Source organism: Rhodobacter sp. 4.3.4, from assembly GCF_058724655.1.
In genome coordinates this window covers 39,328-65,867 of the sequence record NZ_JBZXDU010000002.1, presented here as the reverse complement: position 1 = coordinate 65,867, position 26,540 = coordinate 39,328, and the positions used below count along the sequence as shown (strand labels likewise).

Here is a 26,540-nt window from a genome sequence, read left to right as displayed (position 1 = left end):
AGACATGACGGCAGGTATGAGCACGCGGGAACTCGTCGAAGAGGAACTGATCCATGGCGCCCTGCGCCGGGAGCAGCTCTGGCGGATGATCGGACTTGGCGGAGCGGGCTTCGGTGTCTTCGGCTGCCTTGCGGCCGCCGCCGTCGCCCTGATGGTCGAGACGCCCCCGCCGGTCGTCGTGCCCTATGATCCTGCAACGGGTCTCGCTCTGCCGAACGCCACGGTCGAAACGGTCTCGCTTGCCGAGCGACCCGCCATCATCGAGGCGCAGATCTACCGCTACATCCTTGATCGCGAGGCCTACAACCAACTCGATAACGACCTGCGCGTGCGCCGCGTGCTGGCGCAATCCACCGGGGCGGCCGAGGCCAGCATGCGCGCCATGTGGACCTCCGGGCAGGAGAGCTATCCGCCGACGCGATATGGTCCTGCGGCAGAGATGGCTGTCGAGATCGCCTCAATCACGCTCATCGGTGAAAACCGCGCGCAGGTGCGCCTCAGAAAGCGCCTGACAAGCCCGCAAGGGGCGCAGGACGGTTCCTTCACCGCCACGCTCATGTTTGCCTTCCAACCCGAACGGACCCGCACGATCGACGACGTCTGGCAAAACCCCTTCGGCTTCACCGTCACCCAATATGCCATCCGATCGGACCGTTCCGAATGACCTCCGTTTTCGTCCGTACCTCCGTGCACGCCCTGCTGGTCGCCAGTGCCCTGGCGCTCACTTCACTCGCAGCTTCGGCCGAGACCACGCCACGCCCCGGACCCCATGACAACCGCGTCCGGATCGCGACCTGGACCGAGGGGCAGGTCTACCGCGTTGTCACCACCCTGACCCGCGTTACCACCGTCGAGTTCGGTGAGGGCGAGACCATCCGTTCGATCATCGCGGGCGACACAGTCGGCTTCCAGTTCGACGGCGTGCCAGGCGGGCGGGCTTTCGCGATAAAGCCTGCAGCCTCGGGTGTGGCCACCAACATCACGGTCTACACGAACCGCCGCTCCTACTACTTCCACGTGGTCGAGGCGCGCGAGACCCCGCATTATGTCGTGCAGTTCCGCTATCCCGAGAGCCGCGTTCAGCCAACCCGGGCGGTCGCCGCTGATGCGCCGAACGCGAACTATGCCGTCAGCGCAAGCGAGGAGTTCACACCGACGGCCGTCTGGGATGACGGCACATTCACGTATTTCCGCTTCGCGCGAAACGCGCCGGTCCCGGCGATCTTCCGCTATGCCAATGGTGGCGAGCGGGCGGTGAACAGCACGGCACTCGAGGACGGCGTCATCCGTGTCTCGGGCGTGAACCGCCAATGGGTCCTGCGCCTCGGCGAAGACGAGGTCTGTGTTCAGGATGTGGGCGGACCCACGTCATGAGCCAGGACACCGAAGACCTGGCCGCGCGCCTCGCGGCCCTTGAAGCGACGGGCGACAAGAAGCGGGCGGTCACACGTCCATCCCCGCTAACGGCGATTCTTGGCGTGGCCGGGATTTTGGCCGTGGGGGGGCTTGCTTGGGCCGCCCTTCAGCCATCACCGGAAGCGCCCTTGCCGACCGCGGCCCCCGAAGAGTTCCAGACTACGGGATCGGGCTTCGGCGACCTCGCACCCATGCCTGTCGCCGAGCCTGCGCCGCCGCCACCGGCCGAGACCGGCCCTTCCGCGTCGGAACTTGCGCTGACGGAGAGCCTCGCGACGCTCCGCGCGGAACTCGAAGACCTGCGCGCGCGGCCTGTCGAGGCATCAGACAGCGGCGCGGAGCAGGCCATCGCCGATCTCACGGCGCAGATCGCGGCGCTGCAGGAGGCCTCGACCGAGGCGCAACGCGCGCTCGAGCGGCAATTGACCGAACGCGACCGCGAGCTTGACCAGTTGCGCATGGACCTCGAGGTCGCGCGGCTGACCCCGCCTGAGCCGACGGACCTCGGGCCGAACGAGGAAGAGCTGCGGCTCGCCGAACTTGAGCGCCGCCGCATCGCCGAAGCGGAGGCCCGGGCCGAACGCATCGCGTCGCCCATGATCGCGTTTTCCGGGATGGGGGCAGGGACCGACCAAGAGAACAGCATTGAGGCCGCGCGCCTGAATGAAGACGAAGCCTTCGTCCGCGCAGGCGCAAGGCCCGCCCCGGTGACGCGGGCCGAAGTGATCGTGAACCCCGGCAACACCGTCGTGCAGGGCACGATGATCCAGGCCGTGACCGAGACGGCGCTGGACAGCACGCTGCCCGGCGCGATCCGCGCCATCGTCTCCGAGGACGTCCATTCCTTCGACGGCACGCGTGTCCTGATCCCGCGCGGCGCGCGTCTCGTAGGGCGCTATCGCTCCGATGTGGCGCTCGCGCAGTCGCGGGTCATGGTGGCCTGGGACCGCATCATCCTGCCCGACAACCAGACCGTGGAAATCAGTGCCTATGGTGGCGACGAGCTCGGCCGCACCGGCACCACCGGCTTTGTCGACACCCGCTTCGCGCAGCGCTTTGGCTCGGCCACGCTGATCTCGCTGATCGGGGCCTTGCCTGCGGCCGCCGCTGGACAGATCGAGGATGAGGCTGCTGCCGATATCGCGAGCGATGTGGGCACGGACCTGCGCGACAGCACGCAAAGCGTGATGCAGGACTATCTGGCGATCCGTCCCGTGATCCATGTCGATCAGGGCACCCGGATAACGGTCATGGTCGACCGCGATCTGGAGATTTTGTTTTAGGATGACCCCAGCTCTCACACAGTTTGCGGGGGTTGCCGACCGGGCAAATCAACCCGGTCGGCAGCGGGGGACGGATCGATCTGGAGATGGTCGAATTGGGCCGATCAGAAGTGGGATCACCCCTGCAGTTTCGCATGTCCTGAACGGATACCTGGGGAAGGTTTCAGCACTTTGCCCCGCATAACAAGATAAGGAAGACGAAGTTGAACAACACGGTAGGGATCGACATTTCAAAGGCGACACTCGACGCGTTTCGCATGTCGGACGGGCGACGAGAGCAGTTTTCCAACGATGCCGCCGGTCTCAAGGCACTGACGAAGTGGCTCGGGAAAACACCCGTCAGGGTGATCTACGAGCCGACCGGTCCCTACCATCGGGACCTCGAACAAGCCTTGGCCGCTACAGGCCATGGCTTGGTGAAGGTGAACCCCACGCGGGCGCGCCGTTTCGCGCAGGCAACGGGCCAGACCGCCAAGACCGACCGCGTCGATGCCGAGCTTCTCGCACGGATGGGCGCAGTGCTCAACCTCGAAGCCAGCCCGGCCCGGTCGAATGCACTCATGGAAATCAAGGAGTTGCACGTCGCGCGCGTCGGCCTGATCAAAGACCGGACAGCGTGCCGGAATCGGTTGGCGACAGCGCGGTGCAAGGTGATCATCTCGCAGCTGAACGCGCGCTACCGCCAGATCAAGACGCAGATCGCCCAGATCGACGCAGAGCTGGTGCGCTACGTCAAAGCCGATCCGGAGCTCGCGCGCCGTTATGAGATTCTTCTCTCCATTCCCGGGATCGGCCAGGTCGCCGCCATCGCGCTGATCGTCGAGATGCCTGAACTTGGCAGCATGAACGCCAAGGAGGTCGCCAGCCTCGCGGGACTCGCGCCGATCACCCGACAGTCTGGCATGTGGAAAGGCAAGGCTCGGATCAGCGGCGGTCGCCAGACAATCCGCACGATGCTGTTCATGCCGGCGCTCATCGCGACGAGGTTCAACGCGCCATTGCGCCAGATACACGAAGCCCTCATTGGAGCCGGAAAACCGTGGAAGGTCTCGATCACTGCGGTCATGCGCAAACTCGTCATCCTCGCCAACGCGCTCGTACGCGACGACCGCACTTGGGCTGACGCCCGTGCTTGATCATAACGGATACTTCTGACATGGCGGCGAGCTATCTCGAAGCCTCGCTCGACCGGCTTGGCGCGCCCGCGCAGCGCGACGACACGATCGAGATCTGTATCAACCCCGATGGTCGTGTCTGGGGCGAGTTCCAGGGCGATCATTTCATGCGGGGCCTCGGCACGCCGCTGAATCAGACCGAGATCAAGGACCTCGGTAACCAGATCGCCTCGGCGGCATCGACCACGCTGAGTACCAAGAAACCCATCGTCTCGGTCTCGATCCTCTACCGGGACCGTCCGATCCGGGCGCAGGTGATCCAGCCGCCCGCCGTCGAGGGTGGGTTCTCCATCTCGCTGCGGTTCTTCTCCTCCCTGCCGCTGGAGGCAATCAAGCTCGGCTTTCTCTATGGCCAGGAGCGCAGCCTCGAAGGTCTGCGCCGTGAACGGAATGCAGCGCTGCGCGATGTGGTGGCCTCCGGCGACATTGATGCCGCCCTGCGCTTCTGCGTCGAGAACAAGCTCAACATGATCGTCTCGGGGGGCACATCGACCGGCAAGACGGTCGCAGCGCGCAAGATCCTCTCCCTGATCCCGCCCGAAGAGCGGATCATCACGATCGAAGAGGCTGCAGAATTGCGGCCCGAGCAGCCAAATGCCGTGACGCTGATTGCTGATCGCGACACGGAGGCCCGCAGCGCCGATGTGCTTCTGGCCTCGACCCTGCGGATGCGGCCGGACCGGATCGTGCTGGGCGAAGTTCGCGGCCGCGAGGCCATGACCTTCCTCGAGGCGATCAACACCGGCCACGGCGGCTCGCTCACAACGCTGCATGCCGAAACCCCGCAACTGGCCGTCCGCCGTCTCGCCATAGCCGCGCTCAAGACCGATGTGCCGATGACCTATGCCGACATGGTCGACTACATCGAGGGCTCCATCGACGTGATCATCCAGGCAGGCCGCTATGACGGCGCCCGCGGCATTACCGAGTTCTTCCTGCCGGGGCAGGCGAGACATCCAAACCAGAACACTGCCGGAACCGGGGTCACAAAGCGCCCAACGGTCACCGCCGAATGACCCGAAAGGAAAACCCCATGCGCAAGATCACCCTCACCGCAGCTGTCACCCTGCTGGCCGCGCCCCTCGCGGCACAGACCTCGCCGCAGGTCACGAATGATCTCACAGTGACTATGTCCCCCAAGCAGTACCGGATCTGCAACGACCGGCCTGAACGACCGACCTGGATGGATGAAGTCCACCCGCGCGAGGCCTACAAGGCGCTGACGCTGATGGATCTGTACGAACTGCGCGCATGGGAACAGATCGTCGATACGGGCAACTGCGGCTGCGAAGTCCGCTTCCCGGCATGGGAAGATGCCTCTGAAGAATTCAACGAACGGTATCGCCTGGCATCAGCCGCGGAACATACGTCAGCGCAGCGGGACATCCGGCAGCAGCGCAACGAGCTGCGCCACGCGGTTCAGGACATCTGCGAAGCTCAGGGCAACTGGTAATGGGCGTAGTCAGCTGGATGGTCGGAACCGCTGACGGTTTCCTTGTCGATGCTGCCGAGTCTCAGTTCGGGGCTGTGGCCAGCAATACCGGCACGATCGTCCTGCTGATGGTCACGCTTTCGCTGATCGGCGTCTGCATCAACATGGCCTTCCAATTCCGCAGCATGGATGGGGCCAGCTTCTTCTGGTATCTCATCAAGCTGACACTGATAGGCCTCTTCGCCTTCAACTGGGCCAACTTCAATGCGGTTGCGAATGCCGTCATTGGTGGGCTTGACTATGTAGCGGGCGCGCTAGTGTCGTCCGTTGGCGGGGGTGGCGCAGGCGCAACCCATTTCGCGGGAGAGTTCGACAACCTGATCGAGCGCTTCGCGACATATCTGAACGCGATCGGCAGCAATCTGAACTGGATGACAGGCGCGATCCTCGGTGGGATCGGCCTGGTGCTCCTCAGCCTCCTTGGCTTCATGACTGGGATCGTCCTCATCTTCGCTAAGATGATGCTGACCCTGATGCTCGGTCTCGCGCCGATCATGATCGCGCTGTCGCTCTTCGACGCAACCAAGGATTTCTTCCACAGATGGGTCTCGACGACGATCAGCTACGCCTTCTACCCCATCGTCATCGCCGCCATGTTCTCGACCGTCGTCGGAATGGCGAACTCGCTCTTGGCCCAGCTCGGCGACCCGAACTCAGCCACAAACATCGGCTCGCTGGTGCCGTTCTTCGTGATGGTGTTCCTGGCCAAGGGCTTCGTTGCGGCAACACCCCTGATCGTGCGGGGGATCTCTGGAAACCTGATGGTTGCCGCGGCACCAGCTGTGGTCTCTGGCTCGGCCGGGATCATGAGGGGGATCCTCAATACCGACGGCGTGAAGGGCAGGGCGCGGATTGGCGCGCTCACGACAGGTGAAGTGATTGGGCGGGGGACAATGCAGGCACCCGCCGCTGTGCGGAGTGCTGCAGCTACGGCAAGCGCGCAGGTGGTCAGGATGGCTGAGAGAGCGAAGCAGTTGGGTCGGTGAGACCTAATGCGCCGCCGCCATGATGCCTTCTCGTTGATGCGAAGGGCGGATAGCTGTCTGACTGCAATGCGGCATCGCACTTCTGACAACTGTCGATAGCAGCCATTCATGATGAGCTCGGCCGAGCTTTTGAAGTGCGGTCGTGGCCGGGCACGTCAGGCTGCGAAACTGGCGTGGTCGATACCAGCAGCGCGTCTGGCACCGATTGTCTTCACGGCGACATATAAGTTTTATCGATCCGTCATCCGTCCGCCCTAACAGGCCGCTGAAATAGTCGGCAGACGAGAAGGACTTCCCGTTTTCGTACGAGTTCTGGGCTTGAGCGCCCGCCGGTCCACTGCTCTTCGTCCTCAGGCGGCGAGCAGCCTGGGCAGTCTTGCCAGATTGTTGGCGGCCATCGTCAGGATGAACCGCGACTGCACCCGTTCGATGCCGCGATACATCGTCTGCGCCATCCCTCCGACCGTCTTGGCCCAGCCGAAAGCCTCTTCGATCCGCTTTCGATGCTTGAGGGAAAGGGCGTAGCCGTCGTGGCGGGTGGTGCGGCGGTCGATGGCGGAATGTCGGGCCTTTTGCGCGACATGGGGCGTGACGCAGGCCCTGCGCAGATCTCGGATGAATTCGGCGGCGTCATAACCTTTGTCGGCGCCCAGCGTCAGGCGCCGGGTTGACCCCGGCGAATGTCGGTGGATCATGTCGAGCGCGGCTTGCCGTTCGGCGTGGCCATCGGCGCGGGTCAGCTCGCCCTGCACGATCAGGCCGGAGCGGTTCTCCATCAGCGCATGGCCGATGAAGCACAGCATCGCACCGGTGCCGGGGGATTTCTTGTAAAGCCGCGCCTCGGGATCGGTGGTCGAGGCATGCGTCGCATTCGAGCGTTTCTCGCCCCGGAAGTCGACCTCGGCATTGCGGTTCTGGCGGCGGCTGCGGGGCATCGGATCGGGCTTTGCTTCGGTCGCGTCGGGGGCGGGGCTTGGCGGCGGCGGCGCGCCGGGATCCTCGTCACCCGGATCATCATCGGGATCCTCGGCCTCGGGCGGCGGCGCCTTCGGCTGAAAGCTTTTCATCGACGCCCAAGCCTTCACCAGCGTGCCATCGACCGAGAAATGCTCGTCCGACAGGAGCGGCGCCACCTCGCGATGCGCCAGGATCGCGGCCATTATCTTGCGCGACATCTCGGTATTCATCAGCCGGTCGCGGTTCTTCGTGAAAACCGTCGGCACCCAAACCTGATCGTCGATCCCCAGCCCGACGAACCAGCGAAACAACAGGTTGTAATCCATCTGCTCCATCAGCTGGCGCTCGGAGCGGATCGAAAACAGGATCTGCAGAAGGCTCGCCCGGATCAGCCGTTCCGGCGCGATCGAGGGGCGGCCGAAGCGGATGTAAAGCCCTTCGAAATCAGCATCGAGGCTGGCCAGCGCATCATTGACCACCTGCCGGATCTTGCGCAGCGGATGCCTGGCCGGGATGCGATCCTCGAGGTCGACATAGCTGAAAAGCGACCCGCTCGTCTCGTCCGTGCCCCGCATCGTGATCCCCCTTCGCTATGGGAAGGGGTGAATCATGTTCTGCATCCGCGGTCGAGGCCGACTATTTCAGCGGCCTGCTAAGGTCCGGCCAGCAATTCCTAGAGGTTCCCGCGATGAAGAAGACACTTTCCGCCATTGGCGTCCTTGCCCTGACCGCAACTTCGGCCCTTGCCGAACCGGTGCAGATCACCTGGTGGCATGGTATGGGCGGCGCGAATGAAGAGGTGATCAACCAGATCGCCCAGAAGTTCAACAGCGCCCAGGCAGCCTGCGGGCTGACCCCGGTGTCGAAGGGCACCTATGAAGAGGCGCTGGCCTCGGGCATCGCCGCTTTCCGTTCGGGCGAACAGCCGAACATCCTTCAGGTCTTTGACGCCGGGGCCGCCACGATCATGAACGCACCCGATGCCATAATTCCGGCCGAGGATCTGCTGGTCCAGAACGGTCATGCCTTTGACCGCGAATCCTTCATCCCCGGCATCCGCCATTTCTATGCCGATGCCGCGGGCAAGTTCGTCGGCATGCCGTTCAACTCGTCGGCGCCGATCATGTATGTCAATGACGAAGCCTTTGCGAAGGCGGGCGTCGAGGTGCCGAAGACCTGGGCCGAGTTCGAGGCCGCGGCGCCGAAGCTGAAGGAAGCGGGCTATATCCCGCTGACCGCCTCGCAGCTCACCTGGATGTTCTTCGAGAACTTCTTCTCGCGCAACAATGTGCAGATGGCCTCGAACACCAATGGCTATGACGGCTTCGAAGGCACCACGCTGAATGCCACCGCCCCCGAAGTGCTGGCGTTCTGGAACCGCGTAAAGGCCTGGCACGATGCCGAGCTTTTCGGTTTCTACGGCGCGGGCTGGGCCGACAACCAGAAGCCTTTCGAAGAAGGCAAGGTTGCGCTGTGGATCGGCTCTTCGGGGTCGTTCGGTGGCCTGTCGAAGACCGCGACCATGCCCTTCTCGGCCACGTTCCTGCCCTATGACGAGACCGTGGCCGACGGCAACAAGTCGTCCTTCATCGGTGGCGCGTCGCTCTTTGCCTTTGCCGGTAAGCCGGATGCGGAAAACAAATGCACGGCCGAGTTCTTCAGCTTCCTGACCTCGACCGACATCCAGGCCTTCTACCATCAGGCCACGGGCTATGTTCCGATCACCACTGCCGCCTATGAAAAGTCCAAGGCGGATGGCTGGTACGGAAAGCACCCGCAGGCCGAGATCGGCATCATGCAACTGTCGCTGCCGCAGGGCGAATGGTCCAAGGGCTACCGCCTGGGATTCTACCCGCAGATCCGGGTGATCGAGGAGCGCGAGTTCAACAAGATCTTCTCCGGCGAAACCACGGTGGAAGACGCCTTCAAGGCGATCGAGACCGAGGGCAACGAGCTGCTGGCCAAATTCGCCAAGACGGCGGGCTGATCGCCTGACTTTCGACCGCTGGGCCCCGCTCCCGGGCCCGGCGGTCTTTGCTTTTTCCCGCAAGGCCCTGATGACCGATCTTTCCGCCCCGCTTGCCGCCAAGGCCCGGCCCTTTGCCCGGCTGCGCGCCGCCCTGACAGCACAACCCGAACCTGCCAAGCGTGTTCAGTTCGACCGGCCGCTGTTGCCGTGGCTGTTCCTGCTGCCGCAGCTTCTGGTGATCTTCGTCTTTTTCTACTGGCCCTCGGTGCAGGCGATCAGCTCGTCCTTCTACCTTGAGGACCCGTTCGGTTTTGGCGCCACCTTCGTGGGCATTGACAACTACACCGATGCGCTAGGCTCGGCGGAATATCTTAATATCGCGGCCTTCACCGCCTTCTTCACCGCAGTCGTGACTGCCGCCTCGCTGGGCCTCGGGCTTCTGCTGGCGGTCAAGGCCGATGCGGTGATCCAGGGTCGCGGGCCTTACCGCACCGCGCTGATTTCGGTCTATGCCATTGCGCCGCCGGTGGCCGGGCTGATCGGGATGATGCTGTTTGACCAGCATATCGGTCCCTTCGTGAAACTGGCCGCAATGCTGGGCTGGGACATGAAAGTGGGCATCGACTACTGGGACACCGCCTTTGCCATGATCCTGGTTTCGGTCTGGAAGCAGGTTCCCTACAACTTCATCTTCTTCCTCTCGGGGCTGCAGGCGGTACCGGCTTCGGTCCGTGAGGCCGCGATTATCGATTGCCGCAACGGCTGGCGCCGGTTCCGCACCGTGACGCTGCCGCTTTTGGCCCCCACAGCGTTCTTCCTGCTGATCATCAACATCACCTACGCGTTGTTCGACACCTTCGCGGTGATCGACGTGATGGTGAAGGACAAACCTGCGAACAACCCGATCACGCTGGTCTACAAGGTCTATAATGACGGCTTCCGCGGCAATGATATCGGCGGCTCTTCGGCGCAGTCGGTGATCCTGATGCTGGTCGTTCTGGTCCTGACGCTGGCGCAATTTCGCTGGCTTGAACGCCGCGTCCACTACGGCTGATCCCATATGCACCGCATCCGCCCCCTCGACCACCTGATCCTGATCCTTGGCTGCCTGTTCATGCTGGCTCCCGTCGCGGTGGCCATCATGACCTCGACCCATAGCGCCGCCGATATCCATGTGGACGGCCTCTCGCTTGCACCCGGTGGCCATGCGATTGAGACCTATGCGACCGTGCTGAGCAAGCGCGGCGGGTTCACCGGCGAAGTGACAGGCGCGACCATGGCGATGAATTCGCTGATCCTTGGCCTTGGCTTTGCGATCGGCAAGATCGCGCTGTCGATGCTGGCAGCTTATGCGTTGGTTTATTTCCGCTTCCGCTTTGCCACTGCGATGTTCTGGGTGATCTTCACCACCCTGTTGCTGCCGTTGGAAGTGCGGATCATGCCATCCTATCAGGTGATGTCCGACCTGCGCCTGCTCAACAGCTATACCGGGCTGATCCTGCCGCTGCTGGCCTCGGCCACGGGCACCTTCTATTTCCGGCAATTCTTCAAGTCTGTGCCTGACGAGCTGCTGGAGGCCGCCCGGATCGACGGGGCAGGCCCGGTGAAATTCTTCTTCGATATCCTGCTGCCGCTGTCGAAAACCATGATGGCCGCAATCTTCATCATCATGTTCGTCTATGGCTGGAACCAGTATCTCTGGCCCATGCTGATGACGACCGAAGAACGCTTCTTCACCCTGATGCGGGGGATCAAGCAGATCTTGCAGGTCTGGGTTGGCAGCCAGATCCCCGATTACAACCAGGCCTTCGCCCTTGCGGTGCTGGCGCTGCTGCCGCCCGTGATCGTGGTGGTGGTGTTTCAGCGCTGGTTCATCAAGGGTCTGACTGAAAGCGACAAGTAACATGGCTTCCATCACGCTGACCAATGTCTCGAAAACCTATCCCGGTGCCCCCGCACCTTCGGTCTGCGACATCAACTTGACCATCGCCGATGGAGAATTCATCGTGCTGGTCGGCCCCTCGGGCTGCGGGAAGTCCACGCTATTGCGCATGGTGGCGGGGCTGGAAGAGATCAGCTGCGGCGAGGTGCGCATCGCGGATCGCGTGGTGAACCGGGTGGACCCGGCGGATCGCGACATTGCCATGGTGTTCCAGAATTATGCGCTCTATCCGCATATGACGGTGAGGGAGAACATGGCCTATGGGTTGAAGAACCGCAAAACCCCAAAGGCCGAGATCGAGGCGCGCGTGGCCGAGGCCGCCCGCATGCTGGAACTGGGTCCCTATCTCGACCGCCGCCCCCGTGCCCTGTCTGGCGGGCAGCGGCAGCGGGTTGCCATGGGGCGGGCGGTCGTGCGGCAACCTGCTGCTTTCCTGTTCGATGAGCCCTTGTCCAATCTGGACGCTAAGCTGCGCGTCTCGATGCGCGGCGAGATCCGTCGCCTGCAGCGACGGCTGGGAACCACCTCGCTTTATGTCACCCATGACCAGCTGGAGGCGATGACCCTGGCCGATCGGCTGGTGGTGCTGAACGCGGGCCGGATCGAGCAGGTGGGAACGCCGTTGGAGATCTACCATCACCCCGCCTCGACTTTCGTGGCCTCCTTCATCGGGGCCCCCGCGATGAACCTGCTGGACGGGCGGGCCGACAGCGGCTGGCTACAGGTTGGCGTCCACCGGCTGGCGCGGCAGGATCAGCTGGGCTCGGGCCCCGTCACCATCGGATTGCGGGCCGAAGACCTGACGCCGGCGGCCGAGGGATTGGCCTTCAAGACCGATTTCGTCGAAGAGCTTGGTGCGCAGCGGCTGGTTCATGGCCATGTCGACGGGCAACTGCTTGTGGTGGCGATGGACCCCGCGATGCCGATTTCCGCCGAGCTGCGGCTGGGTGTTGCGCCGGATCGGGTGCATGTCTTTGCCACCGATACCGGCAAACGGATCGAAACGGCCCCGGCCATATCCCGACCTGCGGTGGTGACCGCATGATCCACCGGACGGTTTCCAGGCTTGCGCCGCTGTCACAGGCAGAGCGTGAGACCATCCGCCAGCTTCCCCGCACGGTGGCGGCGCATGATGCGCATCTGGCTGGCCTGCCTTGCATGACCTCTGTCGAGCAGGGTGGAGCCGCCGCGGATGCCCCACTGGCCTTCCCCTTCACGGTCGCGGCCTGGAACCTTGAACGCTGCCTGTTTCCAGTTGAAAGCGCCGAAATGCTGGCAGAAGCGGGCGCGCAGGTGGCGCTGCTCTCTGAAATGGACCATGGAATGGCGCGCAGCGGGCAGGCGCACACCACTGCCCAACTGGCCGGGCATTTGGGCATGGCCTATGCCTATGGCGTGGAATTCGTCGAGCTGGGCCTTGGCTCAGAGACCGAGCGGGAGTTCTGTGTTGCCGACAGCAATAATCTGGGCTGGCATGGCAATGGCCTGATGGCCGCCACGGCGCTGTCGCAGCCCTTCCTGCTCCGGCTGCCGGGGCGGCGGTTCTGGTTCCTGCAGGGCGGGGATCAGCCCCGGCTGGGGGAACGCATGGCCATCGGCGCGAAGGTCAGGACAACTGCCGGATTGGCGGTTATGGTTTCGACCCATCTGGAAAGCAACGCCAATGCGGCGGAACGTAGCGCCCAGATGGTAAGCCTGATCGACGCGCTTGAGGCCGCCTTTCCCGGCCTGCCCATTCTGATTGGCGGCGATCTGAACACGGGCAATCATATCGGCGGCGACTGGCGCGCGGAAACCCTGTTCGACCTGGCCCGCGCGCGTGGCTTTGGCGTGCATGGAGGCCCCGAGGAGCAAATGACCACCCGCCCCAGCCTGATCACCCGCTGGCCCGAGCGCGCGATGAAACTGGACTGGTTTCTGTCGCGCGGACTGGAGATCGGCCGGTCGCGGGTTTTGCCGTCAACCAGCAAGCTGGGCAAACCGCTATCAGACCATGACCTTCTTCTTGTCGATATCGAGGGTTTCTCAAGAAGCTGACCGGCCTTCCGGCCGCCCTAGAGTCAGATTCCATTGCAGAGACCATTTACGGCAGCTTCCGGGATTTCAGCGATGCGGCGACGGTTCGGATGGGCTGGCGGCAATGGGCCGATCACGTAAACTCCGCGATGATGGCCCGAGTCGTCTGCACAGCCGCCGCAAGTTGGGTCCTGTCTGCCTCCTTGAGCCCCAGACCAGCCAGATCGAACGACAATTGACCGGACCCACCGCCACCCGCCGCAGCGCGTGCTGCTCGGCCGCGCGCACGACCTATTGGCGCTGGCTGCGGATCCTGCGTCTCCGTTGCAGGTAGCTCAACGGTCATCGACGAGGACGCAGTCCCAGACCCCTGTGCCCCTGCAGCCGCCCGCACCGCCTGCAGTTCCTGCTTCAGCTTCTCCACTGTCTCGCGCGTCTCGGTCATCTGCCGATCCCGCCGCAGCCCGTCCTCATCCGGGTATGGGAAACTCCCCGCCTGACCGGCATGCAGCACCTTCAGCGCCGGATCCTCGAAATACTTGATCCGCCGCGCCCGGACCGGCATCTGCGCGTCGATGACGAGGATCACCTCGTCGAGGTCCATGCGCCGGGCCTGGTCTTCTGTAAGGAGCGGCGTGTCCTCTGTCCGCTCAGAGACGCTGCGCCCCTCGAAGGGGTTGCGCCCGACCGCGCGGGATCGGGTTACGACGCGCTTTGTTGTCTTCCCCACGGCCTGGCTCAGTTCCTCAATCGTCTTCTGTTCGGACGGGGTGAGGTAGAGCTTCACGCCGGCGCCGCCCTGGAGTGACCGGCGGGTATTCTCTCCATAGATCTCGTCCAGCGCCGGGATGGTCTGAGTGACGATGGCGAGGTTGCCGCCGAAAGAGCGCAGCGTCTTGATGCTCTCGGCGACGATCGGCATTTTCCCGAGACGGTCGAATTCGTCGAGCATGATCATCACCGGCCAGGGCTCGTCATCGCCGGGCTCCTGCGCCTGCAGCGAGGCGATGAGGTCCGAGAAGAACAGCCGGATCAGCGGGGCCAGCGGGCGGATCATCTCGGACTCGACCACGAGATAGATCGCATGCGGCCGCCGCCGGATGTCCCGGAATGAGAAATCCGAGGTCGCGGTGGCCGCGTCGATCGCACGGTTGTCCCAGGTGTCGAGACCAGAGGTCATCAGGAGCGACAGGTAGGAAGTCAGGGTGTCGTTGTTGGTCGAGGCCATGCGCTCGAAGATCAGCTTGGCCGAGGTGTTCTTCACCTCACGCGCGCGCTTGAGGTACTCCTTCTGCTTGTCACCGCCCGAGGCGGTGATGCGGTAGATCTCGCCAATGGTCGGCACGCCGCGCTCGAAGGCCAGAAGACCGGCCGCCACGAACAGATCAATGCCGCCTGCCAGTAGCCCGCTCAGCTTTTCGTTTTCGGTCTGCAGGAAGAGCTTGGCGGTGAGCTTCAACTCCATCTGCTGCCGGTCGGGATTGGTCATCGCCGCGATGCGCGCCAGCGGGTTGTAGCGGTGGGTGGGTCGGTCCCAGTCGGTCGGCGCGAAGCGGAAGACCTTGTCGCCCATGCTGGCGCGAAAGCGCGAGGTCTCGCGGAAGTTCTCGCCCTTCACGTCGAGCACCACGGCCGAACCTTTGTAGGTCAGTAGGTTCGGGATCACGAAGCCCACGCCCTTGCCCCGACCCGTTGGCGCCACGATCAGCGCATGCGGGAAGGTTTTTGACACCAAGAAAGGGCGCTTCGATTTCGGGGGGCCAAGCTTGCCCAGAAGGAAGCCGCCACCCGGCTTGGCAAAGAAGCCGTTGCGCTTCATTTCGGCTCTGGTCTGCCAATGCGTCGTGCCGAAGCGCGTCAGGGCATCGCCGAGAAGCGTGACACTCAACATGAGCGCGGCAACGCCAAAGCCTGCGAGGATCAAGTTCACCCAGAGGAAGTCCCGCGGCGCGCTGACGCCGAGGGCGCGGTACTCGCGCGCGAGAAGGGAGACCTCAAAGGCTTGCGTCGACAGGCCATAGCGGATGGTGAGGTAGCCCGTTGCCACGACATAGCCGATGGCGAGGCCAACCAGCGTCAGGCTCAGGATCCCGCCCGCGATCTTGCCCTTATCCATGGGTGATCCCTTTCTCGCCGTGGGCCGCGGCATGGCGGGCGCGCTGTGCCTCGATCTGTTCCTCGGCCAGCGCATCCAGCACCCGCTCCATGGCGGGACCGTGCTCCGTTACTTCGCTGCTTTCCAGATAGGCCTTGGCAAGTTCCAACTGCCGAAGTGGGTCCTCGGTGAACTTGTCCAGCACATCCGCGTGTCCTGCGCGGAGGGCAGTCACAGCGTTCGGCGTGAGGTTGCGGTCGATCTGGGCGATCAGGCGCTGCCCGTCGGTCTCGGAGAGCGGCTTCACATCCTCGGCCTCGGCCCGCTGCAAGAAGGTTAGCACATAGGGGGCGGTCTCAGCCATGAAGCGCCGTTCGGCATAGTCCTGTCGCGCTTGATCCTCGATGTCGAAACTCCGCTCGCTGATGTAGGCGCGCGATGCGCCCAATGCGCGAAGGCGGTTGATTTCCTCCTGCACCGCGTTTCCGAACTCCTCTTCGGGCATTTCCGCTCGGTAGCGGGCAAAGGTGCGGTCATCCTCGGTGATCTGACCGAGGTGTTGCATAGGATCGCGCAGAGCGAGGTCCATGTCACCGGCGTGGAGCCTGAGGTCCTTTTCGTCGACGGCGAACTCCTGCGGCTTGCGGCTGTCGGTGATCTTGTCCCAGGCCATTGAGGCCAGCTCAGCATGATCGGGCGACCTCTGCGCATAGGCGTTGAAGGCGGCGCGGGCTTCTTCCACTTCGACGGCACCAGCCCTGCGCACGGAAGGGTCGTCCGAAAAGGGATGGTCGAAGTCTGTCCGGCGGAATTGGGCGACGAGCTCTTGGAAATCCCGGCGCTCGGACGGGGCGAAAATGTCGGGCTCGCCCGCCGCGCGCTCACGCTCTGGCAGCGTCACGTGTTCCGCCAAGGCAACCGGGTCACCGTCGGTCTCATCCACATCATCGATGGCCCGCAGGATGCGCGCCGCGGTAAGGGTGTCGCCCAGGCGGACATGTACGGTTTCCAGCCGGTCCAGCGCTTCCTCGCGGTCCTCGCCCTTCTCCAGATCAAGATCGCCAGCCTTGGCGATGGCGCGCAGATCATGCGCCAACCATTGCCGTTCGAGCGCGGCGTTGCCTGCACCCTCGCGCATGCGGGCGGCTACGGCTTCGGGATCAATGCCCGTGCCCTGCAGCGCCTCCGTAAGCCGTGCCTTCACATCCCCGTCGTCGAGACGCATCATCTGGTCCTCGCGCATATTGGCGCGCGCATAGACCCCATCCCGCGATGGTGCGTCGAGGAGGGCAGCCGAGCGATCCCCGAGAGGGTTCAGATGCGCGACCGAGGCCAGCACATCGGTGAGCTTTCGTTCGATCTCCGGCCTCCTGGCCGCGGGCGCCCGGTCGATTGCCGCCTCGATCTGACGGATGTTCTGAGAAAACTCGGTGATCAGCGTGTCGAATGCTGGCTCAATTTGGGACATGTAGATGGCTCCGTCAGATTGAATCTGACCGCCCCTGGCAAGGATGGTGCTGGCCCGCTCGAGTGCCTCGGCCACGTCATCGAAGTTCGACCGGGATGCCTCGACCGCCAGCCCCCGATAAGTCAGCGCATTGCGCGCCACCGTCTGCAGGGCTGCGGCGAGATCAGCGCCTGTGCGCTGGCGCTCGACCGGCGGACGGCCCTCCTCACGGGCCTTGTAGACCTCGTCGATCTCGGCGCGATAGGTCGTGACCCCCCGGTCAAGACGCCGTGTCGCCTCGAGCCTTATCCCGTGGATCTGTGCCGCCTCGACCATCGCCACCCGAAAGGCGTCGTAGTTGAAGTGGTGATCCTTCCCGAGAAAGAACATTTCGCCATCCTTGCTGCGGCGGTTCAGAACGATATGCGCATGTGGATGCGCGCGATCTTGGTGTATTGCAGCAATATAGTCGAATTGCGACCCCTCACCTTGAAAGAACTTCTCGCAGACGGATTCCGTGATCGCGCGGACCTCCTCGCCGCTGGTACCGACGGGAAAGGCCATAAGCAGATGCGAGGTGTGGCCGAGCTTCGGACTATGCCGCTCGCCCCACTGGTTCTCGAAGCGCCGCACGACCCGGTCGATCTCGGCCTCTGTCAGGGTCTTCTTGCCATCATGGGTGCCGCGGCTGTCGAGGATGTGGCTCGACTTGGTGGTGAGATACGTCAGCTGGGCCTTCAGCTGCGCGCCCGTGTGGCACCCGCCTTTCGAGATCGGCTTGAAGATGGCCGGCGAGTAGCCCCGCGCGGCCCGGACCATTTGCGCCTTCTTCGACAGCCCCTGCCAACTGCCCGAGACACGGCTCCAATCGCGATCGAAAAGGGCGGGGCTGATGCCGCGCGCCTCACTCCGCGCCATGCTCGGCCGCCTGCTCCGCTTCCTGCCGTGCCAGACCGGCGAGCGCCTTGGTGACCTCGAGGTCTAGTTCGCGACGCCGCGCGCGGAACATCTCCTGGATCTGGTCGGCCATGTCGAACACGAGCACCGCGAGATCGCGGATCTCGGCATGGCTGGCGGGGGTATAGGGCAGACGTTCGCCCTTGAGCTTTGCTTCGTTCAGGCGGCGCGCAACCTGGTTCACGTTGTTGCCGACCCGGTTCAGCGCCGCGCTCATCCCTTTCAATTCATCCGTCATGCCCTCATCCGGGCGCAGGAGATCGTCGGCGGCCAGCATCAGGCAGTGCATCGCGTCTGACCGATGCGCGATCCCACGCCGCGCGAGAGCTGCGTCAAAGCCGCGAAGGTCGCGGTCGGTGACCCGCATGGTCAGCACACGGGTGCGACTATCGTTGGCCGAGACTGCGGAACGACCCCGGCTCAGCACGTTGTAGATCGTCTTGGGTGAGACCTTCAGCGTCGCACTGATCGCACTGACCGAAACGCCTTTCGCCCGTTCCCGGACGATCTGACGGCGCTCCTGATCGGTCAGTCTGCGACTGCTGCCCATGTGAAGTATACGTTCCTATTTCTTGCCAACTTCGTACAAGCCCGCCTTCTCCCAGCACAAGCGGAGAAGGCAGCAAGGGCTTGTACTCAATGTAGAAAATCGGCCTCACGGGCCGATTTGACGTCCTTTGTCAAATGCAGCGCGCAACGCGCTCAATGCAACGCGTCCCGCGTACCCTGCATCGCGCATCGCGTCCTTTGGACTGCGTTTTGCGCGCCCTGCAGCACGTCTTCTGGCGAGTGCCCGATGCCATGTGCCGCCTGCATCGCGTGTGATGCTGGATGGTCCGCGTCCAGTGCGGGATGCGTCGCGTTTCCTGCGTTGTGGACAATGCCGTGTGACGCATGTTGCGCGTCATCTGGAGACCGCATCGCGCAGACCGGATGACGTCAGGTGTCACGTGCAGCGTGTCTCAGGTCCCCAGCACGATGCACTGTGCAACCCGCATTTCGCATCGGGGATTCCGCATCCCGTCTTCTGCTTGACGCCGTCGCACACGGAGGTTAGCGACGCAGAAACATCTTTGTCGCGTTTAACCATTCTTGCGAGAGGCCCGCCCCCATGCCGAACGACAATCTCGTGGTGATCGCCGCGATGGCCCGGAAAGGGGGGAGTGGCAAAACCACGCTCTCGCGCGCCCTGATCAGCGCTGCTGTTGCCGCTGGCCGTCGCGTCCTTTTGATCGATACCGACAGCACCGGCGTGCTCGGCACCTGGCACAAGCGGGCTGAAGCCGCGGGCTTGGGATCACCGCTCCTGCGATCGGCGACCGTCGAGAGCGTAGGGGCTGTGGATCGCCGGATCAAGCAGGTCTATGCGGCGGACTCGGCGGATTTCATCTTCATCGATACGGCAGGCGTCGGGGCCGAGTGGTCGGACGGGATCGCCGTTCTGGCCGATCACATCGTGACACCGGTGATGCTCTCGACCTCGGATCTCGATGTCGGCGCGCAGACCGCCGACTGGTTCGAAAAGCTCCGCGCCCGCGTCGATGACCCCGACAGCCTTCCGCGCCACCATGTCGTTCTGAATATGGTTGACCCCAAGACCACGCGCGCCGATGCCGCCCTCATCGAGGCGGCGATCGCACGGTTCCCAGTGGTCGAGACCGTGATGATGCGCCGGAATGCCTACAAGGAAATGGACGAGAAGGGCCTCCTGCACGCTGTAGCGTTGCAAAAGCAGGCCGATCCGAACCCCCTCATGCGCCCGCATGTGCGCCATGTGGTCGAGGCCCTCGAAGAAGCGACCGACATCCTCAACAACATCCTGGCCGCGTGAGGACGGGGCGGTGAGGAAGAAGATCCCGACCATCATGCGGCCCGACCCGGTATATGCAGCATCCCTTCGGCCAGAGGTTGGAGAAGACCCCGGAAGGGAAGAGGTACGGCTCGCGGAGGTGATGCCAGAACCTGGGAGCGCGCAGCCCGCAGTCCTATACGATCACGCTGCTTCGCCGCAAAGGACGCAGCCTGCGCCCACTCATCAAGCCAGACAGGAGGCAACTGGACCCGCTGAGCCTGCGGTCATGTCATCACCAACCCGAACGCGACACAGTCCGGCGACGCGCAAGATCGACATCCGGGTGAATGCGCTGGAACGGCAAGAGGAAGCCCTGATCGATTGCGGCGTCGATCCCGCCCATGTCATCCGCGCCGCCCTGCGCCGCGCGGTCAAGAACTGGGAACTCGGGCCTGACTTCGTCGCCCCCTCAGAAGAGCAGCGCACGCGGATCACCGAATGGCGAGCACGGACCTCGCTAGCGGTTGACGCGATGGCTGTGACCTCCCTCCTGCGCGCCCAAGACCCCCTTGACGTATTGAGTAAGTGGACCCTGATCCGCGGACAGTTGGAGCCCCGAGTCTGGGCCGAGATCGACGCTATCCTGAGCGAGATCGCCGCCTATGCTGCGGTGCCGCACGGAGATGACGAAGTCTAACCCATTGTTTAGGCGCGTTTCCGCCAAGCATCCGATCACAATTTTCCCGAAAGCACCTGTTCATCTTGCAGTTGCAGAAACCAGTCATTAACAACCCTGCCAAGGATAGAGTGGCCTCCTTTTTCCCGGTGCAGAGGTCCAGGTAGAGGAGCAGATTATGTCCAACACAGCCCGCCTGACAGGCGAACCCATCATGCGCATCCTCTGCAAGAAGACCGACGCCCTTGTGGGCTATCTTTACCAGTGGAACAACGGCGACCTCCAACCGGCATGGATCAACGAGGCCATGGCCGAGGTCCGCTACGAGCCCATGGTACAGGCCGCCTGAAGCGGGGAGACGCCCAGCTGGTTAAACGCCAGCGCTCGGGATGATGCATAGAATTCGCTTTCATGCATCATGAGTCGCCATTATTGTGAGTTATAGAAATGGATCCTATAGCTCATGCGCTGGAACTGGAATCAACCCGACTGGCCGAATTTCGTCTATGACAGCGCTGCCATCGAACCTCTCGAGCGGCGGTTCCTGCTGTCATCCGGCGAGATTCTCGGCGCCGTCCGCCATGTGACCGGCGATGAACGCGACCGGCTGCGCATCGAACTTCTGAGTGAAGAGGCGATGCGGACAAGCGCCATCGAAGGCGAGGTGCTAGACAGGGGCAGTGTGCAATCCTCCCTCCGGCGGCAATTCGGTCTGATCACTGACGGTGCGCCATCGAAGCCCAAGGAACAGGGCGTCGCAGAGATGATGGTCGACGTCTACTCGACCTACGGCGCGCCTCTGACCCACGAGACCCTCAGCCACTGGCACGGGATGCTCCTGGCACATGACCGAAGCCTCGAGACCATCGGTGCCTACCGGCGACATGCCGACGCGATGCAGATCGTCTCCGGCAGGATCGACCGACCGACGGTGCATTTCGAAGCACCGCCTTCGGCGCATGTCCAAGGTGAGATGGACGTGTTCGTCGACTGGTTCAACCGAACGGTACCAGACGGTCCAACGCCCCTGCCGGCTCTGACCCGAGCGGCGCTTGGGCACCTCTGGTTCGAAAGCATCCACCCCTTCGAAGATGGCAATGGTCGCCTCGGCCGCGCCCTGGCGGAAAAATCCCTTGCCCAGAACATCGGCCAGCCGAGCCTGATCGCGCTAGCCTATACGATCGAACGGGACCGGAAGGCCTATTACGACCAGCTCGAGATCCACCAGAAAACGCTGGACGTAACCGGCTGGCTGATCTGGTTCGCCGAGATCGTTCTGAAGGCGCAGCAGGTAACGCTGACACGGGTCGCGTTCTTCATCGCCAAGGCGAAGTTCTACGACCAGTTCCGTGATCGACTGAACGAGCGACAAGCCAAGGTGATTGAGCGCATGTTCCGCGAGGGGCCCGACGGGTTCAAAGGCGGCCTCAGCGCCGAGAACTACATCGCAATAACCGGCACGTCACGCGCCACCACAACGCGGGACCTGCAGGACCTCGTGGAGATGGGCGCGCTTAGCCGTACCGGGGACCGGCGGCATACGCGGTATTGGCTAGGAGTCGCGGAAACAACGATATCGCAGGGTTCGTCGTAACCCAAACGAGCGAAGGACCTGGGTCAAACGCCACCATGGGAAATCACATATCCGCTAGTGGATAAGGTCGAGGAACGCCCGCAGGAGCATCAAATATTGATTTCTTTAATGGAAGAATGAAAGGTGACTCATTATCCGCGAGGAGATGCCCGATGGGTGAGGATGCCGCGAAGCTTTCGAACCTGAATCTGAAGATCACCGAGGACGAGCGGTGGGCCTTCAAAGAGCTCTGCGTCCGGCACCGGATGAGCCAAGTCGACGGTTTCCGGCTGGCGGCCCGGCTTCTGGAAGACCACCTCGAGACGCACAAGAAGAAGAGTGAAGGCGAATAGATGAATACCCATACGACGAACACCTCCCTAGCGGATTTCATCTGGAAGAACGCGGACGACCTCTGGGGGAACTTCAAGCACGTCGATTTCGGAAAGGTCATCCTGCCCTTCACCCTGCTGCGCCGGCTGGAATGCGTGCTCGAACCGACCCGGGACCAGGTGCGCGAAACCGTCAAGACCATGAAGGACAGCGGGATCGACCTGGGCGTGATCCTCCGGACCCAGACCGGTTACCCGTTCTACAACACCTCGAACTACGACCTCCGCAGCCTGGGCGCGACCCGGACCCGCCAGAACCTCGAGGATTACATCGCCTCCTTCTCCGACAACGCCCGGGTCATCTTCGAACAGTTCGACTTCGCGAACACGCTGGCCCGGATGGACAAGGCCGGGGTCCTCTACAAGATCTGTCAGAACTTCGCCGCAATCGACCTGCATCCGGACGCGGTTCCGGAACGGGTCATGTCCAACGTCTACGAACACCTGATCCGGCGGTTCGGGGCCGAGGTGAACGAGGCCGCCGAGGACTTCATGACCCCACGCGACGTGGTCCATCTGGCCATCGAGCTGCTGCTCGACCCGGATGACCAGATGTTCATCGACAACCCGGGGCTCATCCGGACGCTGTATGACCCGACCTGCGGCACCGGCGGTTTTCTGTCCGACGGCATGGAACATGTGAACGCCCTGCGCGACCGCTACTCCATCGCCCCGGTCATCGTGCCCTACGGCCAGGAACTGGAGCCGGAGACCCACGCCGTCTGCCTGGCCTCGATGCTGCTCAAGACCGTCGAGTCCGATCCGGGCCGGGACCTGTCGAAGAACATCAAACTGGGCAGCACCCTGTCCGACGACAAGCTCACGAACGAGAAGTTCCACTACTGCGTCTCGAATCCGCCCTTCGGCAAGAAGTGGGAGATGGATCAGGCCGCAGTGGTCCGGGAACATCAGGAAAAGGGGTTCGAGGGCCGGTTCGGCCCCAAGCTGCCCCGGGTCAGCGACGGGTCGATGCTGTTCCTCCTCCACCTTCTCAGCAAGCTGGAGGCGCCGGAGCGTGGCGGCGGGCGGGCGGCGATCGTCCTCTCCGGCTCGCCCCTGTTCAACGGAAACGCGGGTCAGGGCGAATCCGAAATTCGGCGCTATCTGGTGGAGGAGGACGTGGTCGAGGCGATCATCGCCCTTCCGACCGAGATCTTCTTCCGGACCGGGATCGGCACCTACATCTGGCTTCTGTCGAACAAGAAACCGGCCCACCGGAAGGGGCACGTCCAGCTGATCGACGCGACCGCGCTGTATGAGCCGATGCGCAAGAGCGAGGGGAACAAGCGTCGCCGGGTCGGGGACGACCAGATCCGCCAGATCGTCCAGATGTATTCCGACTTCGCCGAGACGAAGGAAAGCCGGATCTTCGACGCCCGCGATTTCGGCTATCGCCGGGTCAAGGTCCTGCGCCCGCTGCGCAAGAAGGTCGTGATGTCGCCCGAGGGGCTGGCCGCGCTGGCGGATGAAACCGCCTGGGGCAAGCTGTCTACGGAGGAACAGGCGGCCTGGACCGCGCTGTTTCAGGCGGACATGGGCGAGGCGCACGGTTGGCACCGGTTCGAGGCCTGGGTCAAGAACGCGGTCAAGCGCGACCCGGGGCTGGGCCGCGTGAACGCCGCCCTGATCAAGGCGTTCCAGAAGGCGTTCGGGGTGCGCGACCCGGACCTTGACCCGATTCTGGACAAGTCCGGCGCGGTGATCCCCGATGACGACCTGACGGATTTCGAGAACATCCCCCTTGGCACCGACATCCGGGACTATATGGCGCAGGAGGTGCTGCCCCATGCGCCCGACGCCTATGTGGATGACGGGTTCCGCGACGAATACGACGGTCAGGTGGGCATCGTGGGGTATGAGATCAACTTCAACCGCTACTTCTATGAATACCAGCCGCCCCGCGATCTGGAGGAGATCGACGCCGAGCTGAAGGCGGTCGAGGCGGAAATCGCGGCGGTGCTGGCGGAGGTGACGGAATGAGCCTTCCGGCTTACGATGTTTTTAAGGTTGCTCCAGTGGAGTGGCTTGGTCCCCTTCCTGCCCATTGGGGCGCGGCTGCGATCAAACGGCTTGTGTTAACCCCGATAACTGACGGTCCGCACGAAACCCCACAGTTTCACGAGTCTGGCATCCCGTTTGTATCCGCAGAAGCGGTGGGCACCGGAAAGATAAATTTTGAAAAAATAAGAGGATATATCTCAAGCGAGGATCATTTACGATACTCTCGAAAGTACTTTCCCAAGAAGAACGACATCTTCCTGGTTAAGTCTGGAGCTACCACAGGTGTAAGTGCCATTGTAGAAGTGGATACTGAATTCAACATCTGGTCCCCACTGGCTGTGGTTCGGTGCGATAGCGAAAAGATAATCCCCCATTTTATGCTTTACGCCCTTCGGAGCAGAAATTTCCTTGACGGGATCGCCCTGAATTGGAGTTACGGCACTCAACAGAATATCGGTATGGGCGTTCTAGAAAGGCTACACGTACCCCTTCCGCCCAAATCAGAACAAGAAAAGATTGTAGCCTTCCTGAATGGGTCAGTTTCAAAGGTCGACAGCCTGATCGAGAAGAAGACCCGGTTCATCGCGCTGCTGAAGGAAAAGCGGGCGGCCGTGATCACCCATGCGGTGACCAAGGGCATCGACCCGGACGCGCCGATAAAGGACTCGGGCGTGGACTGGCTGGGCCGCGTGCCCGCCCATTGGGAGGTGCTGCGCATCGCGGCCCTGTTCCGCGAGGTCTCACGCCCGGCGGACCCGGCCCTGCCGGTCCTGTCCGTGTCCATCCACGACGGTGTGACGGACGGGGAACTTGCCGACGAGGACCGGGACCGGAAGGTCGCCCTCAGCGAGGACCGGACCAAATATCAGGGCGTCGCGCCCGGCGATCTGGTCTACAACATGATGCGCGCATGGCAGGGCGCGTTCGGGGCGGTCACGGTCAAGGGGTTGGTCAGCCCGGCCTATGTGGTCGCGGCCCCGGTCACCACGTTCCGGACCAAGTTCATCGAACACCTTCTTCATACAAAGAGCGCCGCCGAAGAAATCCGCCGGTTCTCGCGCGGCATCGCGGATTTCCGGATGCGGCTTTACTGGGATCATTTCCGGGCGCTGAAGGTCTGCCTACCGCCGCTGGAGGAACAAGACCGCATCCTGTCCGAGATCGACACAGAATCCGCCCGCATCGATGGCCTGATCGCCCTGACCGAGCGCAGCATCGACCTCCTGCGTGAGAAGCGCGCGGCGCTGATCACCGCCGCCGTGACCGGCAAGATCGACGTGAGGGCTGCGGCATGACTTTTGGCGCGGACCGGTCGGTTTCTTATTGCTTTGGTAGGATTCCTGCCCTATCTACTGTGTCAACAAGACCCGCCACGCCTCGGACGGAACCTCGGTTTCGCACTGCGCACCCCGGCGGGTTACTTGTTTTCAGGGTATCGCTTTCGCGGCGCAGAGGTGCCGCATGAAGTTCGAAAAACCTGCCGTTTCCGTCCCGGATCAGGTCAAGCTCCTCAAACGTCGTGGCATGGCTGTCAGGGATGAAGCCCTTGCACAGCACTACCTGAACTTCATCTCCTACTACCGGCTGCGGGCCTACTGGCTGCCCTTCGAGGTGCCCGCCGCGAACAACGGCGATCACGCTTTCCGCGACGGGACAACCTTCGAGGACGTGCTGACGCTCTACATCTTCGACCGCGAACTTCGGCTCCTGGTTCTGGACGCCATCGAGCGGGTCGAGGTGGCCCTGCGCGCACAATGGGCGCATCACATGGCGATGACCTATGGCCCCCATGGTTACCTCGAACAGGGCCACTATGCCCATATCGGGCGTCATGCAGATGCGGTTGCGGAGCTCAAGAAAGAATTTGCGCGCTCGCGCGACACGTTCGCCACCCATTATCGCGACAAATACACGTCGCCGACGCTGCCACCGGTCTGGATGGCGGCAGAAGTCATGTCCTTCGGCTTGCTGTCGAAATTCTACAGCGATCTGAAGCTGCGCAGCGATAGAAACGCCATCGCCGCCCCCTTCGCCCTGGATGAGAAGGTCGTCACATCTTTCGCCCACCATATCAGCCACGCGCGCAACATTTGCGCCCACCACGGTAGGCTGTGGAACAAGCGCTTCACGGTGAAAATGACGGTTCCGAAATATCCCGCAAAACTGCCGGTCGCCATGCGGGATGCCGATCCGCGCTATCTGCACAACACCCTGGTGATGCTCGATTACCTGCTGGCCCTGATCGCGCCGGGCAATGAGTGGAAAAAACGCCTTGTGGCACTGATCGACAGCTGCCCGTTGGCCGATCCTGCCAGCATGGGGTTTCCGGCGGATTGGCGCGCCAGAGCAGCATGGAGGGTATGAGAATGCC

The 26,540-nt window shown here is 62.9% G+C and carries 24 protein-coding genes; 20 read left to right on the top strand and 4 right to left on the bottom strand.

Going from position 1 to position 26,540, the window contains the following annotated elements:
* The first annotated feature begins 16 nt into the window (after positions 1 to 16).
* The 7 genes from AC4PTB_RS17675 (at position 17) to AC4PTB_RS17645 (ending at position 6,352) form a co-directional block, all read left to right on the top strand.
* Positions 17 to 664 carry a VirB8 family type IV secretion system protein gene (locus AC4PTB_RS17675; RefSeq protein WP_136904862.1) on the top strand — a complete coding sequence of 216 codons (648 nt, stop codon included), beginning with the start codon at positions 17 to 19 and terminating at the stop codon, positions 662 to 664.
* Positions 661 to 1,374 (top strand): TrbG/VirB9 family P-type conjugative transfer protein, encoded by a 714-nt coding sequence (locus AC4PTB_RS17670; protein WP_169583143.1) that lies wholly within the window; start codon positions 661 to 663, stop codon positions 1,372 to 1,374. Before AC4PTB_RS17675 ends, AC4PTB_RS17670 begins: the two co-directional genes overlap by 4 nt.
* Positions 1,371 to 2,699 (top strand): TraB/TrbI/VirB10 family type IV secretion system protein, encoded by a 1,329-nt coding sequence (locus AC4PTB_RS17665; RefSeq protein WP_136904863.1) that lies wholly within the window; start codon positions 1,371 to 1,373, stop codon positions 2,697 to 2,699. Before AC4PTB_RS17670 ends, AC4PTB_RS17665 begins: the two co-directional genes overlap by 4 nt.
* Before the next feature lie 203 nt (positions 2,700 to 2,902).
* The gene (locus AC4PTB_RS17660) at positions 2,903 to 3,835 is read left to right on the top strand and encodes an IS110 family transposase (protein WP_136904864.1); all 933 of its coding nucleotides are present in this window, start codon (positions 2,903 to 2,905) and stop codon (positions 3,833 to 3,835) included.
* Between the two features lie 20 nt (positions 3,836 to 3,855).
* Complete coding sequence (locus AC4PTB_RS17655) at positions 3,856 to 4,890, top strand: ATPase, T2SS/T4P/T4SS family (protein ID WP_113901330.1); 1,035 nt, start codon at positions 3,856 to 3,858, stop codon at positions 4,888 to 4,890.
* Positions 4,891 to 4,907: 17 nt separating this feature from the next.
* The gene (locus AC4PTB_RS17650) at positions 4,908 to 5,327 is read left to right on the top strand and encodes a hypothetical protein (RefSeq protein ID WP_136904865.1); all 420 of its coding nucleotides are present in this window, start codon (positions 4,908 to 4,910) and stop codon (positions 5,325 to 5,327) included.
* The gene (locus AC4PTB_RS17645) at positions 5,327 to 6,352 is read left to right on the top strand and encodes a TrbL/VirB6 family protein (RefSeq protein ID WP_136904866.1); all 1,026 of its coding nucleotides are present in this window, start codon (positions 5,327 to 5,329) and stop codon (positions 6,350 to 6,352) included. Before AC4PTB_RS17650 ends, AC4PTB_RS17645 begins: the two co-directional genes overlap by 1 nt.
* Positions 6,353 to 6,702: 350 nt before the next feature.
* Here AC4PTB_RS17645 and AC4PTB_RS17640 read toward each other — a convergent pair whose 3' ends face one another.
* Complete coding sequence (locus tag AC4PTB_RS17640; RefSeq protein ID WP_492190214.1) at positions 6,703 to 7,884, bottom strand: IS5 family transposase; 1,182 nt, start codon at positions 7,882 to 7,884, stop codon at positions 6,703 to 6,705.
* Positions 7,885 to 7,997: 113 nt separating this feature from the next.
* On the opposite strand from AC4PTB_RS17640, the gene AC4PTB_RS17635 reads away from it, so the two are divergent.
* The 5 genes from AC4PTB_RS17635 to AC4PTB_RS17615 all read left to right on the top strand — a co-directional run bounded on the left by AC4PTB_RS17635 (position 7,998) and on the right by AC4PTB_RS17615 (position 13,257).
* Positions 7,998 to 9,296, top strand: a complete 1,299-nt coding sequence (locus AC4PTB_RS17635) for an extracellular solute-binding protein (RefSeq protein ID WP_136904867.1) — start codon at positions 7,998 to 8,000, stop codon at positions 9,294 to 9,296.
* 70 nt (positions 9,297 to 9,366) lie between these two features.
* Entirely contained in the window at positions 9,367 to 10,332 is a 966-nt protein-coding gene (locus AC4PTB_RS17630; RefSeq protein WP_136904868.1) for an ABC transporter permease subunit, read from the top strand.
* Between the two features lie 6 nt (positions 10,333 to 10,338).
* Complete coding sequence (ugpE, locus tag AC4PTB_RS17625; protein WP_136904869.1) at positions 10,339 to 11,181, top strand: sn-glycerol-3-phosphate ABC transporter permease UgpE; 843 nt, start codon at positions 10,339 to 10,341, stop codon at positions 11,179 to 11,181.
* A gap of 1 nt (position 11,182) precedes the next feature.
* Entirely contained in the window at positions 11,183 to 12,265 is a 1,083-nt protein-coding gene (locus tag AC4PTB_RS17620; RefSeq protein ID WP_136904870.1) for a sn-glycerol-3-phosphate import ATP-binding protein UgpC, read from the top strand.
* A complete protein-coding gene (locus tag AC4PTB_RS17615; protein ID WP_136904871.1) occupies positions 12,262 to 13,257 on the top strand; it encodes an endonuclease/exonuclease/phosphatase family protein in 996 nt (331 codons plus the stop codon). Before AC4PTB_RS17620 ends, AC4PTB_RS17615 begins: the two co-directional genes overlap by 4 nt.
* 112 nt (positions 13,258 to 13,369) lie before the next feature.
* Here the strand turns inward: AC4PTB_RS17615 and AC4PTB_RS17610 are convergent, their stop codons facing one another.
* The 3 genes from AC4PTB_RS17610 to AC4PTB_RS17600 are packed head-to-tail and all read right to left on the bottom strand — an operon-like array spanning position 13,370 to position 18,285.
* A complete protein-coding gene (locus AC4PTB_RS17610; RefSeq protein WP_136904872.1) occupies positions 13,370 to 15,352 on the bottom strand; it encodes a type IV secretory system conjugative DNA transfer family protein in 1,983 nt (660 codons plus the stop codon).
* Positions 15,345 to 17,696, bottom strand: coding sequence for a relaxase/mobilization nuclease domain-containing protein (locus AC4PTB_RS17605; protein ID WP_136904873.1), 2,352 nt, complete (start codon positions 17,694 to 17,696; stop codon positions 15,345 to 15,347). The genes AC4PTB_RS17610 and AC4PTB_RS17605 overlap by 8 nt, the downstream gene beginning before the upstream one ends.
* Positions 17,683 to 18,285, bottom strand: coding sequence for a helix-turn-helix domain-containing protein (locus AC4PTB_RS17600; RefSeq protein WP_136904874.1), 603 nt, complete (start codon positions 18,283 to 18,285; stop codon positions 17,683 to 17,685). Before AC4PTB_RS17600 ends, AC4PTB_RS17605 begins: the two co-directional genes overlap by 14 nt.
* A gap of 561 nt (positions 18,286 to 18,846) precedes the next feature.
* On the opposite strand from AC4PTB_RS17600, the gene AC4PTB_RS17595 reads away from it, so the two are divergent.
* The 8 genes from AC4PTB_RS17595 to AC4PTB_RS17560 all read left to right on the top strand — a co-directional run bounded on the left by AC4PTB_RS17595 (position 18,847) and on the right by AC4PTB_RS17560 (position 26,533).
* Positions 18,847 to 19,566 (top strand): ParA family protein, encoded by a 720-nt coding sequence (locus AC4PTB_RS17595; RefSeq protein ID WP_136904875.1) that lies wholly within the window; start codon positions 18,847 to 18,849, stop codon positions 19,564 to 19,566.
* 304 nt (positions 19,567 to 19,870) lie between these two features.
* The gene (locus tag AC4PTB_RS17590) at positions 19,871 to 20,224 is read left to right on the top strand and encodes a hypothetical protein (RefSeq protein WP_492192666.1); all 354 of its coding nucleotides are present in this window, start codon (positions 19,871 to 19,873) and stop codon (positions 20,222 to 20,224) included.
* Between the two features lie 157 nt (positions 20,225 to 20,381).
* On the top strand, positions 20,382 to 20,552 hold the full coding sequence (locus tag AC4PTB_RS17585; protein ID WP_018065929.1) for a hypothetical protein: 171 nt from the start codon (positions 20,382 to 20,384) through the stop codon (positions 20,550 to 20,552).
* A 114-nt stretch (positions 20,553 to 20,666) separates the two neighbouring features.
* Positions 20,667 to 21,797, top strand: coding sequence for a Fic family protein (locus AC4PTB_RS17580; protein WP_136904877.1), 1,131 nt, complete (start codon positions 20,667 to 20,669; stop codon positions 21,795 to 21,797).
* A gap of 152 nt (positions 21,798 to 21,949) precedes the next feature.
* On the top strand, positions 21,950 to 22,129 hold the full coding sequence (locus AC4PTB_RS17575; protein WP_136904878.1) for a hypothetical protein: 180 nt from the start codon (positions 21,950 to 21,952) through the stop codon (positions 22,127 to 22,129).
* Complete coding sequence (locus AC4PTB_RS17570) at positions 22,130 to 24,148, top strand: type I restriction-modification system subunit M (protein ID WP_136904879.1); 2,019 nt, start codon at positions 22,130 to 22,132, stop codon at positions 24,146 to 24,148.
* Positions 24,145 to 25,464 (top strand): restriction endonuclease subunit S, encoded by a 1,320-nt coding sequence (locus tag AC4PTB_RS17565; RefSeq protein ID WP_136904880.1) that lies wholly within the window; start codon positions 24,145 to 24,147, stop codon positions 25,462 to 25,464. Before AC4PTB_RS17570 ends, AC4PTB_RS17565 begins: the two co-directional genes overlap by 4 nt.
* A gap of 166 nt (positions 25,465 to 25,630) precedes the next feature.
* Positions 25,631 to 26,533 (top strand): Abi family protein, encoded by a 903-nt coding sequence (locus AC4PTB_RS17560; RefSeq protein ID WP_136904881.1) that lies wholly within the window; start codon positions 25,631 to 25,633, stop codon positions 26,531 to 26,533.
* Positions 26,534 to 26,540: the final 7 nt, after the last annotated feature.